We start from the raw sequence: 16613 nt of genomic DNA, 5'->3' as shown, positions 1-16613 counted from the left end.
CCGGATCAGTGATCCAACTCCTCGTTTCCCCGACCCCGGGAGGCCTCCGTGCGTCTGCGTACCCTGCCCACGCTGCTGTTGTCCGCCGCCCTCACGGCGGGAGCCCTGGCCGCCACCGCGGCGCCGGCCACCGCCTCGACCGTGGCGCACGCGTCCTTCGAGGACCAGTTGCGCGCGATACCCGGTGTCACCGTCACCGGCGTCACGGACAAGGAGGGCTTCCCCCTCTACTCCCTGTCGATCATCCAGCCGATCGACCACGACAAGCCCCGCTCGGGCATCTTTCAGCAGCGGTTCACGCTCTGGCACAAGTCGACGGCGAAGCCCGTCGTCCTCTACACCGGCGGCTACACCCTGTCCTCGGCCACCCGGGAGCCCACCACGATCCTCGACGCCAACCAGCTCAGCGTCGAGCACCGCTTCTTCGGCCCGTCCGTCCCGGCCGGCGCCACCCCGTGGAAGAAGATGACCGTCCAGCAGGAGGCCGCCGACGAGCACGCCATCGTGCGGGCCGTCAGACCGCTGTACGAGAAGTCCTCGAAGTGGCTCGCCACCGGCGGCAGCAAGGGCGGCATGACCGCGACCTACCACTACCGCTTCTACCCGCGGGACTACGACGGCGTCGTCGCCTACGTCGCCCCGAACGACGCGGACAACAAGGACGACAGCACGTACGACCGCTTCTTCAGGACGGTCGGTACGAAGGAGTGCCGCGAGGCGCTCGACGCCGTCCAGCGCGAGATGCTTCTGCGCCGCGACGCGCTCCTGCCGAAGTTCGAGAAGACCGCGAAGGACGCCGGCTACACCTTCACGAACACGCTCGGCACCACCGACCGCGCCTACGAGTTCGCCGTCCTGGACCAGGTGTGGAACTTCTGGCAGTCCGGCACCATCGCCGACTGCCCGACCGTGCCCGACGCGAAGACCGCCTCCGACGACACGCTCTATCAGTGGTCGCTCGACCACGGCCTGTCCGTCTACGAGGACTCCACGCTCGGCGCCAACGGATCCGGCCCCTACTACCGCCAGGCCGCCGCCCAGCTCGGCTGGGCCGATCTCGCCTTCAAGAACCTCAAGGGCGTGCGCCACTACCCCGACATCTACCAGCCGAACTCCGTGCTCCCCGCCGAGATGCGCACTCACTACGACGGCGCCGTCATCAAGGGCGTCGACAAGTGGGTGCGGACCGCGTCGCGGCGCATGCTGTTCGTGTACGGGCAGAACGACCCGTGGAGCGCCGAGCAGTTCACGCCGAGCAAGCGTGACTCGTACAAGTACGTCGTGCCGGGCTCCAACCACGGTGCCCGGATCTCCGCGCTCCCCGCGGACCAGCGGGACGCGGCCACCGCGACCATCCAGCGGTGGGCCGGTCGATAACGGCTCCTACTTGCGCGGCCCCACCGGCACGTTCAGCGGCCTGGCCAGACCCGTGATGCCTTCGTCGAGGCGTTGCAGATGGCGCAGGACGCGGAACGTGACGGTGTTCGCGGCCGGGACACCGAGGCCGTCGGTCTCCAGCATCGCCGCGATGCTCGCGCCCGATTCGACGCTGCCCGTCGTGTCCGTCTCGTTCACGTGCGCGACGAGCACGTCGATGTTGTGGTCGATACGGCGCGCGGCCCGGCCCAGGCGCGGATCGGCGCCCACCCGCTTGCTGTACGGGACGAGTTCGGCCGTCGCGGCCAGCGAGCGGGCGTGGTACGCGGACGTCTCCAGGAGCGCCACCAGATAGCGCACGTTCTGGCGTCGCTCGCGCAGCGGCGTGATCGGATGGGTCAGCGGCCCGGTGGACGCCCGCAGATCGTCGAGTGCGGTGTCCAGATCCCGCGCCTTGTCCAGCAGATCCATGGCCGGGCCGCCGCTGAGCTGCTCCACCGCGCCCGCCACGACCTCCCCGAGCCGCTCCAGGACGGTGCCGAGCAGCTCGTCGGTGCGGCGGTCGGTCTTGACGGGCAGCACCAGCATCGCCGCGATGATCCCGCACGCCGCGCCGAGGGCGGTCTCCTCGATGCGCAGGATCAGCACGTCGAAGCTGTAGGTGTTCAGGAGTGTGTACAGCAGGCCCAGCATCGCCGTCACGAAGAACGACATCAGCGCGTACGACAGCGGAGCGGTGAAGAACATCGCGAACACGCAGAGCAGGACCAGCACGAACGCGAGCCAGGTGTGGTTGCCCACGGCTCCGGCCAGCGCCACACCGGCGACGACACCGAGCACCGTGCCCAGCAGGCGCCGGTAGCCCTTGACGACGATCTCGCCCGTGGACGCCGTGTTCAGGAAGACGACCCAGCAGGTCAGCACGGCCCAGTACCAGCGCTGGGTGGACAGGAACTCGCCGCCGACGATGGCCAGGGACGAGCCGACGGCGACCTGGAACGCGGCGCGCGTGGTGGGCCGCCGCAGCCCCTTGGGCTCCTCGGACTCCTCCTTCGCGGGCGCTTCCTTCTCCGCCGTTATCGAGACGTCCTCCGCGTCGAACTCCTCGCGCGAGCGCGTCGTGGCGGGCGAGTCGTCGGACTCGTCCTGCGGCCCGTCGAGCGCGAGCCGCAGGCCCATGACCGCGCGGGCCGCCTCACCGATACCGCGGAACACGTCCTGTGCGGCCAGCGTGGCGCCCGGCGGGATCGCCTCCTCGTCGCGGTAGCCGAGCAGCCGGTTGCGGACGTGGGCGACGGCCGTGCCGCGGTTGGCGTCGGCGGGGCGCGACACCATCAGGTGCAGGGCGCCCAGGTCGCGGCGGAGCGTGGCCGTCGTCTCGTCCTCGCGGGGTAGCAGCGGGCCCGCGGCCGGCACCGGCGCCCCGGGCAGGTGCAGCGTCAGGGTGTCGGCGCGCTCGGCGCTGCGCGCGTTCAGAAGCAGCATGCCGAGGCGCTCGGCGGAGACCTCGGCGTCCGCGACGCGGCGCTGGATCAGCGCGGCCGTGGCCTCGTCCCGGGTGCCGTCCTCGAGGCGGGCCTGGATCATCAGCGCCGTCTCGTGCAGCCGCGCCGTGTACCGGCGCAGATCGTCGAGGACGTCGTCGAGCTCCCCGGGCGGGGCGTCGAGGAGCCGGGTCTGGGCGGTCACCAGCTGGGCGAGCCGCGCCCGGAACGCCTCGCGCAGCCGCCCGAGTACCCGCTGCGGCGTCTCCGGCACCAGGAGGAAACGAGCCACCGCGCTGCACACGAAGGCGACCGCCAGCGTGGCGAAGAGGCGCGGCAGTTGATCCACCGTCGCGTTCACGAACAGGGACACGAAATAGACCTGGAAACCGATGAGCCCCAGCGCCGTGCCCCGGTCGCCGAATCTGCGGCTGTAGACCGCGCCGAAGATCAGCGCGATGAAGAACAGGTCACCGGCGACGACCCGGCTGTGCAGCAGCGCGCCGAGCGCCATCGCCGCGAGCGCCACGGGCAGCCCGAGCGCGAGGGTGAGGGCCTGCCCGCGCACCGTCTTCTCCCGGATCGCGAACGTGCCGACCATCGCCGCCATCGCGCCCGCGACCATGTGCGTGACATCGGTCCCGGCCAGCGCGAGCACGGCGAGGGCCAGGCCGATCGCGGCGACCGTGCGCAGGCCGGCCATCAGCCGCAGCAGGCCCGGGTCGGACGCCACGAAACGGTCCCACGTCCCGGCCGGGCTCGGCCGTCGTGCCACCTGGGTCACCTGTGTCACTCCAAGATCCATCCGTCGTACGTGCCTCCGAGCATACGAGGATGCGAACAAAGCCCTGACGTGAGCATGGCCTGGTCTTTTACGGCTCCTGCCGAGGTTCATATTGATACGCGGTTCACAGACCTGAATTGCGGCTCTGCCGAGCCGAGTTGACCCCCCACAGGATGTGAGGCGCAGATGTCTGCACACATGTCGATGAAGCGACGTATCTGCTTGACGATGGCGGCGGCCACGTCAAGACCCTGAAGGCGCTGGCCGCCTCGCACCCCGACGCCGCCGAGTACCGGGCCGCGCTCGCGCGCCTGGTCAAAGCGGTCGCCGCGGTCCAGCGCCCCGACGGCTTCTGGAACGTGAACCTCGCCGACCCCGCGCACCTGCCGGGCCCCGAGACCAGCGGCACCAGCTTCCACCTGTACGGCACCGCGTACGCCATCCGCGCCGGACTCGTCGACCGGAGCGCGCTGCTGCCGGTCGCCGCCCGCGCCTGGAACGGCCTGGCCGGCACCGCCGTACACCCCGACGGGTTCCTCGGCTACGTCCAGAAGGTGGGGGACCGCCCCGAGTCCAGCCGGCCGGTCACGTACGACAGCACGGCGGACTTCGCCGTGGGCGGCTTCCTCCTGGCCGGCACGGAGCTCGCCGCACTGGCGTAGCGCCGGGCCCGGCCGGCGCAGCGGCCCGGGGGACCGCTCAGTGCTTCTCGCCGGCCGCCTTCAGGACCGCCGCCACGAGCGGACCCGACGACTCCCCGCCCCGGCCGCCGCGCTGCATCACGGCGGCCGCGGCGAGGTCACCGTGCCAGGCCGCGAACCAGCCGTTGGTCTTCTCCTGTCCCGCGACCTCCGCGGAACCGGTCTTCGCCCCGATGTCCCCGCTCAGGCCCGCCATGGGGCCCGCAGCCGAACCGGACGTCGCCGTCGTGTGCAGCAGATCCCGCAGCTGCTCGTGCGCGGCGGGATCCAGCGGCCGCCGCGCCGTGGCAAGCGCCCGGTGGTCGACGGAGGGCGCGACGAGATACGGCTGCCTGAACCGTCCCGTCCGGGCCGTCGAGACGACCGAGGCCATGGTCAGCGGGTTCATCCGCACGCCGCCCTGCCCGATCATCGACGCCGCCTTCGACGCGGCGTGCTCGACCGGCACCTGTCCGTCGAACGCGGCGACGCCGACCGACCAGTGCGCACCGATGCCGAAGACGTCCCGGGCCTGCCGGGACAGGTCCTCGTCCGCCAGCTTGCCCGCCTGCGTGATGAACGCGGTGTTGCAGGACGCCGCGAAACTGGCGCGGAACGTACCGCCTGCGATGTCGAAGTCGTCGACGTTGTGGAACTGCCAGCCGCCGTACGAGGCGGTCTTCGGGCACGGATGCGGCTTGTCCGGGTCCGCCAGCTTCTTCTCCAGGAGCAGCGAACCCGTGACCATCTTCATCGTCGAGCCCGGCGCGAGCCGGCCCTCCAGGGCAGTGTCGGGGCCGCTGGAACGGGAGTTGGCGACCGCGAGGATCTCCCCGGTCGACGGCTCGAGCACCACGATCGAGGCATCGGCGCGCCGCGCGACCTCCCGCTCGGCCACCTTCTGCACCCGCGCGTCGAGCGTGGTGCGCAGCCGTCCGGGCGCGCCCTCGGGGACGGACAGCAGCGCAGTGCCGCCGGGCGGCTGCGCGTCCGCCCCGGCCGCCGCCGGGGACGCCAGGCGCAGTTCGACGCCCGGCCGCCCGCCCGCCGTCTTCCCGTACGTCCGCCGCAGCCCGTCCACGACGGAACCGAGTGAGGGGAGTGCCCGGGTGTCGATGGGCTTGCCCGTACGGTCCTCCGCGCGGACCGGCGCGGTCCCGGCCCGCCGCACGAGCAGCCGCTTCCTTCTGGTGAGTCCCGGGTGCAGCACCTGGGGCTCCCAGCGCACGACCGGCTTCCCGTCCCCGTCCCGGCGCACCACGGTGAGCGCGGTTCCGTACGTCAGCGGCGCACGGGCACCCTCGTACGCGAACTCGGCGCGCACCGAGAACGGCACCCGGGCCCCGGCCGGCGTGCCCGGCCGCAGGTTCCGCGCCACGAGATGGGCACGCTCCTTGTAGTCGCGCAGTGCGGCACCGGCCGCCCGCGCGTCGTCCGTGCGGTCCGCGGCGCCGCCGGTGTCGCCATCGGCCCAGGCGCCGAGGAAACCGTCGGCCGCCGAGCGGACCTCCGACGCCGACAGCGGCCCGGTCCGCGGAGCCTCGGCACCGCCGAACGCCGCCCACGCGCCCGCCCCCGCTCCGGCCAGGCCGAGCGCGACCGCGCCCGCGACCCAGAGGTGCCGTCTCCTGCGCTCGCCGCCCACGGGGCCTCCGCCCTGCCGCCCGGTTGATCCCCGACGCCTCACACTAGGGCGGACGGCAGCCCCGCTCCCTGTCGGAATGCGCCGTTCAGGGGCGTGCCGGTGTGGCGGCGGCAGTCCTCCGGACCCCCTTCCGGGGGATGGCCCCCAGCTGCCGTGGCGGGTCTGCCGGATGGTGCGGCACACCCGCGACCGGCCGGCCTTGGGCCATGGACGATCACGAGATCACCGCCACGGACGCGGCGACCCTGCTCCCACAGGTCGCCGCCCGCCTCGGCCTGCCCCGCGCGACCCTCACCGGCTGGGTCGGCACGTGCCCCCGGCCCGCGCGGTCGCGGCGCAACGGGCCTACGTGACCGCGTTCTTCGACCGCCGTCTACGGGGCCGGGACAGCGGCCTCCTGGACGGCCCCTCGGCACGCTTCCCCGAGGTCGGCTTCATATAGCGACCGACCGATGTCCGGCGATCGATGTCCGGCGATCGATGTCCGGCGGGTGCCGGGCCGGTCAGCCGAGGCCGAGTGCGCCGATCGTGAGGTCCGCCATCGCCGCCTCACCGCGCGCGTTCGGGTGCACCGGCACGAAGTTCGTACCGAACAACGCGGGCTCCACCCAGCGCGTACCGCTCGACTGGCACGCGTCGTGCCCCTCGGACGCCCGGGACAGATCGACGTAGGTCGCCCCGGTCTCCGCCGCGGCTCGCTCCACCGCACGGTTGAGGTGGATCTGGATGTCGCGTACGTACGGTACGTCGCCGGACGCGATCGGCATCTTCAGGAAGCAGCCCGCCTGCGCCTTCGCGGGCATGATCCACGGGTAGCCGAGGATCGCGACGCGGGCCCCCGGCGCCTTGTTCCTGGCCGCCTGTAGCGCAGCCTTCACCGCCGGATACGTCTTGGTGTCGATGTCGTCGGTGAACTTGTCCCCGTACAAGGACGTACACGGATGTCCCTGGCCGGCCGAGGCGATCCCGGCCGTCGCGCAGGCCAGGATCGTGTTGATGAACGTGCTGTTGTCGTTGCCGCCGATCGTCATGGTCACGAGGCGGGTGTCCGCGGAGAGCGCGTCCAGCTGCGGGGCGACGCCCGGGTACTGCGACCCGGCGAAGTCCTTCGTCTGGGCTCCGCCGCAGGTGACGTCCTTCAGGGCGGCGCCGATGCGCTCCGCCATGACGTGCGGGTAGTTGGCGGTGGAGCGGGCGCACAGCAGGCTCGCCGTCGGATCGAGCGGGAGGACGCCGGAAGCGGCGCTGTAGCTGTCGCCGAGCGCGACGTAGGGGAGCGGCTGCGGTGCCGCCTGCGCCGGGGCGGTCAGGCCGAGGCCCGCCACCGCCGTGGTCACGGCCAGGGCCGCCAGCTGCTTCCGGAACGCGCGAATCGCCATCTGTTGCTCCTTCGAAACCCGCTCGGCGCAAGGCCAAGTTCCGTGTGAGGCAGGGGATTTCAGCGCTGATAGTTGAAGCTACCGACGAGTTCGAATTCGAGTCAATAGGCGTGCACGCAGTCGTGACCTGGGAAGCACGGGGCCACGGAGCAAAAAGGGCCGCGCTCAGCCTGCCGGCGCGTCCTGCGGCAGGGCGAAGTCGAGGACGTCCTCCGCGGTGCGCTCGGTGTGCTGCGCCGCTTCGCGTACGTCGGCGAGGACGTCGCCGTGCTCGTCGACGAGACGGTCGTAGATGGGCGCCGGGGCGGTGGACGGTGCGGGCACGGTGCGAGGCTCCTGGTCTTGCGGCTCCGATGTCCCTGCGACATCGGTCCCACCTGGTGGTTCGGGACAAAGGGGGACCCTACGCGTCCGTGACGAGCCACGATCAGCCGGGGTGCGTCCCGGGCCGCCGGAACTGTAACCACTAGTAGGTACGGACTGGCCCGGCTGCGCCGACGCGCTCGCGCGTCGGCGCAGCTTGAGCCCGGGCCGGGGGAGGGCTGGCCAAAACACGCCGGCGCGCGTGGAGGTCTGGTCCGTACGCGTACCGGAGTGGCGGACGAGTAGCGCGGACGCCCGGAGGATGCCCGCGTCCGGGGCCGCTTCGGGCCAAGTGTGTCCGTCCCCCGGACACGAATCCGTGTTCCCGCTACATAAGAAAGGTGGAAGCGAGGCCCCGCGGTGGACAGGGGAGGGCCGTCGGATGGTCACACTCAGCGTCACCCTGATACTCATCATCATCGCCATCATGCTGCTGCGCCGACCGGTCGCCGCGAGAGGCCGCGGGGACACCGCTCTCGTGATGGCGCTCGTCCTCATACTCGGTGTGCTCATCGCTCCGACCTCGTTCGGACAGGCCATCACCAGTGGGGTCAACCAGCTCGCGACCAGCATCTCCTCGTGGGGCGGGTGAACGCGCGGTCCCGCCCATGACCGCAGCTCACGGCCCTGTCACCGGGCCGTGCCAGACTCGGACGCATGAAGATCAGAGATGCCCGGGACGGCGACTGGGAGCGGATATGGCCGTTCTGGCAGCGGATCGTCCGCGCCGGTGAGACCTACACCTGGGACCCGGAGACCACCGAGCCCGAGGCCCGTGCGCTGTGGACGGGCCCGGGCCGACGGGTGTTCGTCGTGACGGACGACGCCGGGACGGTCGTCGCCAGCGCGTACGTCAAGGCCAACTACGGCGGGCCGGCGGCGGCCGTCGCGAACGCCGGGTTCATGGTCGACCCGGCGCACGGCGGGCACGGCTACGGCCGGGCCCTGGCCGAGCACGTCCTGGCCGAGGCCGCGGCGGACGGCTACCGCGCGATGGTGTTCAACGCGGTCGTGGAGACCAACCCGGCCGTGGGCCTGTGGACTTCGCTCGGCTTCACGATCCTCGGCACCGTGCCGGACGCCTATGACCACCCGCGCCACGGCCGCGTCGGGCTGCACATCATGCACCGCGCGCTGTAGGGCCCCTCCACCGAGGACACCCCGTCGGGTTAGGCTTGCCTAACTTAAGGGGTGTCCTCGTGGTTTCGCGGGGCGTCCCCGTCGTTCTCCCCGCGCCTGCACCGAAGGAGCCCGCATGACGGCGACGCCCGCCGCCGAGCAGCCGCCCGCCCTCGCGCCCGCCCGGCCCCGGGATCCGCGCCGCTGGCTGATCCTGGGCGTGATCTGCCTCGCGCAACTCGTCGTCATCCTCGACAACACGATCCTGAACGTCGCCGTCCCCACCCTCACCGACGACCTCGGCGCGACGACGGCCGACATCCAGTGGATCATCAACGCCTACGTCCTCGTGCAGGCCGGGCTCCTGCTCGCGGCGGGCGCCGCCGCCGACCGCTACGGCCGCAGGCGGCTGCTCCTCGCCGGACTCGCCGTCTTCGGCGCCGGATCCCTGGCGGCCGGACTCGCCCACAGCACCGCCCAGTTGATCGCCGCCCGCGCCGGCATGGGCGTCGGCGGCGCCCTGCTCCTGACCACCACGCTCGCCGTCGCCGTCCAGGTCTTCGACGAGGACGAACGGGTGCGGGCCATCGGCATCTGGGCCGCGGTCAACGCCCTCGGCTTCGCCGCGGGACCGCTCGTCGGCGGCGTCCTCCTCGACCACTTCTGGTGGGGCGCCCTCTTCCTCGTCAACCTGCCCGTGGTCGTCCTCGGCCTGTGCGCCGTCGCCGTCCTCGTGCCGGAGAGCCGGGCCGAGCAGAGCCACCGCCCCGACCTGCCCGGCGCCCTGCTCTCCACGGTCGCCATGACCGCGCTCGTGTACGCCGTCGTCTCCGGGCCCGAACACGGCTGGAGCTCGGCCCAGGTCCTGCTCGGCGCGGTCGTCGGCGCCTGCGCCCTGGCCGCCTTCGTCGCCTGGGAACGCCACTTCCCGCACCCGATGCTGGACATGAGCTTCTTCAGCAACCGGACCTTCACCGGAGCCGTGTTCGGCGCGCTGCTCATCACGTTCGGCAGCGGCGGCGCCCTGTTCCTGCTGACGCAGCAGCTCCAGTTCGTCCTCGGATACGGCCCGTTGGAGGCGGGGCTGCGGACCGCCCCGTTCGCCCTGACCGTCGTCCTGCTCAACTTCACCGGCATATCGGCCCGGTTCAGTACACGCCTCGGCATCCCCGGCGCCGTCGCTCTCGGCATGACGCTGCTGGCCTGCGGACTGGCAGCGGTCGCCGTCGCCGGACGCCTCGTCGACGGGTACGGCGGACTGCTCGCCGGGCTCGTCCTGATGGGGGTGGGCTGCGCCTTCGCCAACCCGGCGATGGCCGTCGCCGTCCTCGGCTCCATGCCGCGCGAGAAGGCCGGCGCCGGTGCGGGCATCGAGGGCACGGTCACCGAGTTCGGCAGCGGCCTCGGCGTGGCCGTCCTCGGCGCGGTGCTCAGCGCCCGCTTCTCCGCGCTGGTCCCGGTGACCGCCGCCTCGCTCCCGGCCGCCCTCGCGGCGGCGGACTCCGGCGCCGAACGCGCCACGGTGACGCGGGCGTTCGGCTCGGCGCTCGAGACCGGTCAACTCGTGGGCGCGGCAGCCGTGTTGATCGGCGGTCTGGTCGCGGCGACGCTGCTGCGCCGCGCCGAACGCGGAGCTGCGCCGGTGGCCGTCCCCGTCACAGATCCAGCGTGATCCTGACCCCCTTCGCGCGGGACACGCACACCATCAACGTGTCGTTGCGGGCCTTCTCCTGCTCGCTCAGCACGCTGTCGCGGTGCTCGACCTCGCCGGCCAGCACCTCGGTCTCGCAGGTGCCGCACGTGCCCTCGGTGCAGGAGTAGAGGACCTCGATCCCGGCGTCCCGCACCGTGGCGAGGATCGTCCGGTCGGCCGGCACCGTCACCGTCCGCCCCGACCGGGCCAGTTCCACCTCGAAGGGCCGGTCGCCGCCGGTGTCCGCCGCCGTGGGTGTGAAGCGTTCCGTACGCAGCGCCCCGGTCGGCACCAGCGCCTCGACCGCGCGGAGCAGCGACTCGGGGCCGCAGGCGTAGACGAGTTCACCGGGCCGCAGTCCGGCCAGCCGGGCCGCCAGATCCAGCGGCCCCTCGCACAGGTGGAGCCGCTCGGCGGGGTACAGGGCGGCCAACTCCTCGGCGAACGCCATGGAGTCCAGCGACCGGCCGCCGTAGAACAGCGACCACTGCGGGGCCGCCGCCAGCATCGGCACGATCGGGGTGATGCCGATGCCGCCCGCGACGAACCGGTACGCGGGCGCGGGCTCGAGCGGGAAGTGGTTGCGCGGCCCGCGTACCGGGACACGGCTGCCGGGCCGGAGTGCGTCGTGCACATGCGCCGAGCCGCCCCGGCCGGCCGGCTCCCGCAGCACGGCGATCCGCCAGGAGCGGTCGTCGCCGCCGCACAGCGAATACTGCCGCTCGAGGCCCTCGCCCAGCAGCAGATCGATGTGCGCGCCCGGCTCCCATGCGGGCAGGGGCGCGCCGTCCGGGCGGCGCAGGAGCAGGGAGACGACGTCGGCGGTCTCCTGGCGGCGTTCGGCGACAAGGAGGTCGAACGTGGCGAGTGTGGTGAGCGAGTCGGTCACGGGGTGCGGTCCTCTTCTGCGCTGAGTCGATCTTCCGTACCGGGGCAGACTCCCGTGCCGGGGTGGCTCTCCGTACCGGGCTGGTCTGGGTGGTCGGGGTGGGCGAGCATCCACTCCCACATCGCCACCGGGTCCTGGCAGGTGTGGAGCGCACCGCAATGGCAGCGCCCGCTCAACTGGTCCGTGCCGGGCAGCCATGCGACGCGGAAGACCTGGGACCCCGTACGCGCACTCATCCGGCGGCCAGCTTCCCGAGGATGCGGCGCGCCGCGAGACCACCGGTGTCGATGTTGATGCTGAGCTCCTGATAACCGGCGGGCTCGGTGTCCAGGGTGCGCTGAAGCAGGTTGAGCGCGTCCACGTCCTGCATGACGACCGTGTGGTTGAAGTCCCGCAGGAAGGTGGTGACTTCGTCGTTCTCCACGGCGAAGTTCCGGGAGACCGCCCAGAAGTCGTAGACCTTGCCGGGCGCAGACGGCGTGATGGCGTACGTGATCTCCGTACGGAACTGCGGACTGTCGGCGCCCGCCGGGCTGATGCGGCTGTGCAGCAGGTACAGGCACGGCGCGTGGTACTCGATGTCCTGGAGGCGCTGGATCCGTCCCTCGATCCCGGTGGACCGGGCGTAGAACGGCGGGCACTCGGCGTCGGCCATGTGCCGCGAGACGCGGACGATCCCGGCCGCCTCGTCGACCTCCGTCGTGATCGGCGTCTCGGCGACCTCGGGCGTACCGATGTAGCCGCCGTGCAGGTACGTCTCGTGCGAGAGGTCCATCAGGTTGTCGACGAGGAGCATGTAGTCGGCGTCGATCGGCTCCATGCCCTGCACGGTGACCCAGCCGTCCTGCGCGAGATGCGGGGCGCGGGGGATCGCCGCGACGTCGGCCGCCGCCGGATCGCCGAGCCACACCCACACCATCGCGTCGACCTCGGCCACCGGGTACGCACGCACCCGCGCCGTACGCGGCACACGTTTCTGCCCTGGTACGTACACACACGTACCGCTCGTGTCGTAGGTGAAGCCGTGATACCCGCACACCACCCGGTCGCCGTCGAGGCCGCTCGCCGAGAGCGGGTACCTGCGGTGCACGCACCGGTCGGCGAGGGCGACAGGATCGCCCGCCTCCGTGCGGTACAGGGCGATCGGCTCGCCGAGCACGGTCCGGCCGAGCAGCTCGCGCCCGACCTCCGAGGCCCAGGCGGCGACGTACCAGTGGTCGCGGGCGAAGGCCGAATGAGACGGGTGTGCGGCCATGGCAGGTGTCCCTCCTGTCACCGCGCGCGGCACCGTCGCCGCGCGTCGCCCACCACAGTGGTGACCCGCGTCACAGCCCTCAACGGCACTTCCGTCAGGCGGAAGCCGAGGGGCGGGGCGAGACGGGCTGCCAGCCCAGGGCCCGGGAGATGCCGCGTCCGGCCAGCTGGACCGCCGGAATCAGGACGGGTGTCCGGGGGCCGGTGACCGGGACGACGACGGAGACCGCCGCGACGACGTCCCCGCGCGGCCCGCGCACCGGCGCGGCCACCGAGACCGCGTCGTCGGTGATCTGACGGTCGCTCACCGCGACGCCACCGCGCCGCACGTCGGCCAGGATCCGCCGCAGCGGCTCCGGATCGGTGACGGTGTACGGGGTGAAGGCGGTCAACTCGGCTGCCAGGTAACGCTCCTGGAGCACCAGGTCTCCGTGGGCGAGCAGCACCAGACCCACTCCCGTGGCGTGCAGCGGCCAGCGCGCACCGACCCGCGAGTGCACGCCGACCGCCGAACGGCCCGACAGGCGCTCGATGTAGACGACCTCCTGGCCGTCGCGCACGGCGAGATGCACGTTCTCGTGCGTCGCCTCGTACAGGTCCTCCAAGTACGGCAGCGCGGCCTGCCGCAGGCCGAGACCGCGCGGGGCGAGCGCGGCGATCTCCCACAGCCGCAGCCCCACGTGGTAGCGGCCTGCGTCGTCGCGTTCGAGGGCGCCCCACCGGGTCAGGGCGCCGACGAGCCGGTGCGCGGTGGGCAGCGGCAGATCGGCGCGGAACGCGACCTCGGTGAGCGTGAGGGCCGGTGAGTCCTGGTCGAACGCGCCGAGCACGTCGAGCAGGCGGTCGGCCGCGGAGCGGTGCACGGCAGCCGTCCTACGGGGTCGGGCAGTGGGTACGCAGGAAGTCCAGCAGCACGCTGTTGAACCGCTCGGGCTGCTCGGCGCCCGGCAGATGCCCGGCCTTGTCGATGACGGCGAGCGTCGCGTCCGGGACGAGCCGGGCGATCGACTCCGCCTCGGCGACCGGTGTGTAGGCGTCGTCGGCGCCGACCACGACCAGCGCGGGCACCCGGGCGGCGGCGAGACTGTCCCGGTAGTCGGGCCGCTCGGCCCGCCCGCGCAGCGCGGCGGCCGCACCCCGCGGATCGGTGGCGCGCATCATGGCGAGGACGTGCGCGGCGACGTCCGGCAGCGCGGTCACGTTGTAGTCGGCGAGCATCTTGTCGATGACCTCGTCGGCGTACCCGTTCATGCCCTCGGCGAGGAGCCGGTCGGCGAGCCGGTTGCGCAGCGCCCTGCCCTCGGCGGTCTCGGCGGGCGCCGACGTGTCGGACAGGACGAGGGCGCGGGTCCGCCGCGGGTGGCGCAGATGGAACTCCATGGCGATCTGCCCGCCCATCGAGACGCCGCCGACCACCGCGCGCCCGATCCCGAGGTGGTCGAGCAGGGCGGCGACGTCGTCGGCGAAGCGGGACAGCGGGACACTGCCCGGCGTGACGTCGCTCGCGCCGTAGCCCCGCAAGTCCGGCGTGATCACGCGGTACCCGGCCGCGACCAGCGCCTCCACCTGCGGACGCCACAGCGTCCGGTCGAACGGATGGCCGTGGACCAGGACGACCGCGACCCCCGCCGACGGCCCGTGGTCGTCGTGGCGCAGGACGGCGCCGGCCACCGTGAGCTGATCCATCGGACACTCCTGACGTGATCGTTCGCCGCTGGGTCGGTGGCGGCACGCTAGGCCGAGCGCCGTGTTCCGATCAAGAGGATTACCGGCCCGATCGAGTCCCTGGGACCGCCTTTCTCCTCCGGCGGGCGTCCTCACTAAACTGGACGGCACCCGTACTGAGGAACGACCTTGAACACGCACCACCGGCCCGACATCCGCCTCGTCGTCACCGACATGGACGGCACCCTCCTGGACGCCGACGGGCGCGTCCCCGACTCCCTGTGGCCGCTGCTGGCCGAACTGGACCGCCGCGGCATCGTCTTCTGCCCCGCCAGCGGCCGCCAGTACGCCACCCTCGCCGACCAGTTCGCCGCCGTGGACGACGGCGGGATGGTGTACATCGCGGAGAACGGCACCTACGTCGTCCGCGGCGGCGCCGAGATCAGCTCCGACCCGCTGGATCCCGCCGTCGCCTCCTGGCTCGTCAAGGCGGTGCGCCAGCTCACGGACGAGGGAGTGGACGCGGGCGCCGTCGTCTGCGGCAAGCGCTCCGCGTACGTGGAGCGGTCCGACGAGGCGTTCATGGCGGAGGTCCGCAAGTACTACCACCGGCACCGGATCGTCGAGGACGCCACCGCCATCGACGACGAGGTGCTCAAGGTCGCCCTCTTCGACTTCGGCCGCGCCGAGGTGACCACGGCCCCGGCCCTGGCTCCCCTCGTCGATTCGCATCAGGTCGTCGTCTCCAGCGAACACTGGGTCGACGTCATGGCACCCACGGCCGACAAGGGCGAGGCCGTCCGCCGGCTCCAGCGCGAACTGGGCATCACCGCCGCCCAGACCATGGTGTTCGGCGACTACCTGAACGACCTCCAGATGCTGGACGCCGCCGACTGGTCGTACGCCATGGCCGAGGCCCACCCGGAGGTCCGCCGCCGCGCCCGCCACCAGGCCCCGTCGAACACGGAGAACGGCGTCGTGCGCACGATCAGGCAGGTACTGGGCCTGCCGGCCGAGGACTGACCCGGAAATCCATCAAGGCGCCTCAGTGTCCGGCGGCCAGCTTCACGGCCACCACCCCGACCCCGATCACGGCATTGAGCGCCGCCGTGACCAGGGCGCCGAGCGGTCCCGCGCCGACCCGCCGGCCGCCCGTGAAACCCCAGAAAGCCAGCGCCGCGACCTCGCTGCCCACCGAGACCCACAGCGCCGTGGTCAGCTCCAGCACACCCGCCGCGGACAGGCCGATCAGCAGCAGCGGGCCCACGGCGCTGGTCAGCAGCGGGCTGCTGGTGAACACCGTGTGCCGGATCTCCGGCAGTCGTGGCATCCGGCCGTGCGCCACCGGGCGCGCCTGCAGATCGGCGACGAGCGTGGCCAGCCACAGGCCGAGCGCGGTGACCGCGACCGAGACCGCCGCCGCCGTGGGCCCGGGATGCCTGCTCTGCGCCAGACTCACCAGCACGGCGAGCAGGGTGAGCGAGGCGTAGATACGTTCCTTGAGTCGCTCGCGCAGCACGTCCGCGCGCTCCTGCGCCGCCGCCTCCGGTGACTTGCTCTCGGTCATGGCCGCACCATAGGACCTGTCCTGCGGCGAAGGCGGTATCCGGCCGTCCTGCGCGGCCCCGCGCCCGCGACGTTTTCGGCCGAACCGGCCCTTGGCACGATCTCCTGACGGATCGTGGACGATCGTGGACCCATGACCTCCGAGAGCACCCCGGCATCCGAGGACCGACCCGACGTACCCGACTGCTACGTCTGCGGCGCCGAAGCGCGCTTCGACACCCTGCCGCCTCGCGAGCGCATCGCCTTCGACCCGCACTGGCGCGTCGCCCACGCCTTCGGCACCGCGCTGCCCGGCTGGCTGGTGCTGCTGCCCCGACGCCATGTCACGGCCGTGCACGACCTCACCGACACGGAAGCCGCCGCGCTGGGAATGTGGCAGGTCAGGGTCGCCCGGGCGCTGCGCGAGGTGACGGGGTGCGTCAAGACGTACGTCGCCCAGTTCGCGGAGGCGGAGGGGTTCGCGCATGTCCACTTCCATCTCGTGCCGCGCATGGAGGACCTGGACGCCACCCGGCGCGGGCCCGCCGTCTTCGAGTACCTGCGCCGTCCCGAGCCGGAACACGTGAGCGCCGCCCAGGCCGACGAGGTGGCCCGCGCGCTGCGCGCCCGGCTGTGAGCGGGGTGCGCGGGCGGGGTTCCAGAATGCCCGGATCACATCGCCTCATTGGCATGGACCTGTTCATGATCACTCGCTAGGCTCCCCAGCGGCAGGCCA

Annotated in this window: 18 protein-coding genes; 8 read left to right on the top strand and 10 right to left on the bottom strand. The window is 72.3% G+C overall.

Going from position 1 to position 16613, the window contains the following annotated elements; translation table 11 throughout:
• The first annotated feature begins 48 nt into the window (after positions 1–48).
• A complete protein-coding gene (locus ABD366_RS06290; protein ID WP_324769833.1) occupies positions 49–1377 on the top strand; it encodes a S28 family serine protease in 1329 nt (442 codons plus the stop codon).
• A gap of 6 nt (positions 1378–1383) precedes the next feature.
• On the opposite strand, the gene ABD366_RS06285 is transcribed toward ABD366_RS06290, so the two are convergent.
• Entirely contained in the window at positions 1384–3666 is a 2283-nt protein-coding gene (locus ABD366_RS06285) for an FUSC family protein (RefSeq protein ID WP_425576944.1), read from the bottom strand.
• Between the two features lie 197 nt (positions 3667–3863).
• Between ABD366_RS06285 and ABD366_RS06280 the strand changes: the two genes are divergently transcribed.
• Complete coding sequence (locus ABD366_RS06280; protein WP_324769837.1) at positions 3864–4307, top strand: glycoside hydrolase family 88 protein; 444 nt, start codon at positions 3864–3866, stop codon at positions 4305–4307.
• 37 nt (positions 4308–4344) lie between these two features.
• Here the strand turns inward: ABD366_RS06280 and ABD366_RS06275 are convergent, their stop codons facing one another.
• Positions 4345–5970 (bottom strand): penicillin-binding transpeptidase domain-containing protein, encoded by a 1626-nt coding sequence (locus tag ABD366_RS06275; protein ID WP_344441242.1) that lies wholly within the window; start codon positions 5968–5970, stop codon positions 4345–4347.
• 206 nt (positions 5971–6176) lie between these two features.
• Between ABD366_RS06275 and ABD366_RS06270 the strand changes: the two genes are divergently transcribed.
• Positions 6177–6323, top strand: a complete 147-nt coding sequence (locus ABD366_RS06270; protein ID WP_324772047.1) for a hypothetical protein — start codon at positions 6177–6179, stop codon at positions 6321–6323.
• A gap of 150 nt (positions 6324–6473) precedes the next feature.
• Here ABD366_RS06270 and ABD366_RS06265 read toward each other — a convergent pair whose 3' ends face one another.
• A complete protein-coding gene (locus ABD366_RS06265; RefSeq protein WP_324772048.1) occupies positions 6474–7349 on the bottom strand; it encodes an SGNH/GDSL hydrolase family protein in 876 nt (291 codons plus the stop codon).
• 165 nt (positions 7350–7514) lie between these two features.
• The gene (locus ABD366_RS06260) at positions 7515–7673 is read right to left on the bottom strand and encodes a hypothetical protein (protein ID WP_324772049.1); all 159 of its coding nucleotides are present in this window, start codon (positions 7671–7673) and stop codon (positions 7515–7517) included.
• Between the two features lie 421 nt (positions 7674–8094).
• On the opposite strand from ABD366_RS06260, the gene ABD366_RS06255 reads away from it, so the two are divergent.
• The 3 genes from ABD366_RS06255 to ABD366_RS06245 all read left to right on the top strand — a co-directional run bounded on the left by ABD366_RS06255 (position 8095) and on the right by ABD366_RS06245 (position 10503).
• Positions 8095–8304, top strand: a complete 210-nt coding sequence (locus ABD366_RS06255) for a hypothetical protein (RefSeq protein ID WP_324772050.1) — start codon at positions 8095–8097, stop codon at positions 8302–8304.
• A gap of 65 nt (positions 8305–8369) precedes the next feature.
• Positions 8370–8852 (top strand): GNAT family N-acetyltransferase, encoded by a 483-nt coding sequence (locus ABD366_RS06250; RefSeq protein WP_324772051.1) that lies wholly within the window; start codon positions 8370–8372, stop codon positions 8850–8852.
• A 115-nt stretch (positions 8853–8967) separates the two neighbouring features.
• The gene (locus tag ABD366_RS06245) at positions 8968–10503 is read left to right on the top strand and encodes an MFS transporter (RefSeq protein WP_324772052.1); all 1536 of its coding nucleotides are present in this window, start codon (positions 8968–8970) and stop codon (positions 10501–10503) included.
• Here ABD366_RS06245 and ABD366_RS06240 read toward each other — a convergent pair.
• The 5 genes from ABD366_RS06240 to ABD366_RS06220 form a co-directional block, all read right to left on the bottom strand.
• Positions 10487–11413 (bottom strand): PDR/VanB family oxidoreductase, encoded by a 927-nt coding sequence (locus tag ABD366_RS06240; protein ID WP_324772053.1) that lies wholly within the window; start codon positions 11411–11413, stop codon positions 10487–10489. The genes ABD366_RS06245 and ABD366_RS06240 overlap by 17 nt on opposite strands.
• The gene (locus tag ABD366_RS06235) at positions 11410–11649 is read right to left on the bottom strand and encodes a hypothetical protein (RefSeq protein WP_324772054.1); all 240 of its coding nucleotides are present in this window, start codon (positions 11647–11649) and stop codon (positions 11410–11412) included. The genes ABD366_RS06240 and ABD366_RS06235 overlap by 4 nt, the downstream gene beginning before the upstream one ends.
• Entirely contained in the window at positions 11646–12668 is a 1023-nt protein-coding gene (locus ABD366_RS06230) for an aromatic ring-hydroxylating dioxygenase subunit alpha (RefSeq protein ID WP_324772055.1), read from the bottom strand. The genes ABD366_RS06235 and ABD366_RS06230 overlap by 4 nt, the downstream gene beginning before the upstream one ends.
• Before the next feature lie 94 nt (positions 12669–12762).
• Positions 12763–13530: an IclR family transcriptional regulator gene (locus tag ABD366_RS06225; protein ID WP_324772056.1), complete on the bottom strand. Its 768-nt coding sequence runs from the start codon at positions 13528–13530 to the stop codon at positions 12763–12765.
• A 10-nt stretch (positions 13531–13540) separates the two neighbouring features.
• Positions 13541–14353, bottom strand: coding sequence for an alpha/beta fold hydrolase (locus ABD366_RS06220; RefSeq protein ID WP_324772057.1), 813 nt, complete (start codon positions 14351–14353; stop codon positions 13541–13543).
• A 168-nt stretch (positions 14354–14521) separates the two neighbouring features.
• On the opposite strand from ABD366_RS06220, the gene ABD366_RS06215 reads away from it, so the two are divergent.
• Positions 14522–15355 (top strand): Cof-type HAD-IIB family hydrolase, encoded by an 834-nt coding sequence (locus tag ABD366_RS06215; RefSeq protein WP_324772058.1) that lies wholly within the window; start codon positions 14522–14524, stop codon positions 15353–15355.
• A gap of 22 nt (positions 15356–15377) precedes the next feature.
• Here ABD366_RS06215 and ABD366_RS06210 read toward each other — a convergent pair whose 3' ends face one another.
• Entirely contained in the window at positions 15378–15899 is a 522-nt protein-coding gene (locus ABD366_RS06210; RefSeq protein ID WP_324772059.1) for a hypothetical protein, read from the bottom strand.
• Between the two features lie 132 nt (positions 15900–16031).
• Between ABD366_RS06210 and ABD366_RS06205 the strand changes: the two genes are divergently transcribed.
• Positions 16032–16514, top strand: a complete 483-nt coding sequence (locus ABD366_RS06205) for an HIT family protein (protein ID WP_324772060.1) — start codon at positions 16032–16034, stop codon at positions 16512–16514.
• The last annotated feature ends 99 nt before the right edge of the window (positions 16515–16613 follow it).

The organism is Streptomyces kunmingensis (assembly GCF_039533535.1).
In the GTDB taxonomy this organism is placed as follows: Bacteria; Actinomycetota; Actinomycetes; order Streptomycetales; family Streptomycetaceae; genus Streptomyces; species Streptomyces kunmingensis.
The sequence above is the reverse complement of the archived record's forward strand: the minus strand, read 5'-3'. Positions and strand labels throughout refer to the sequence as shown.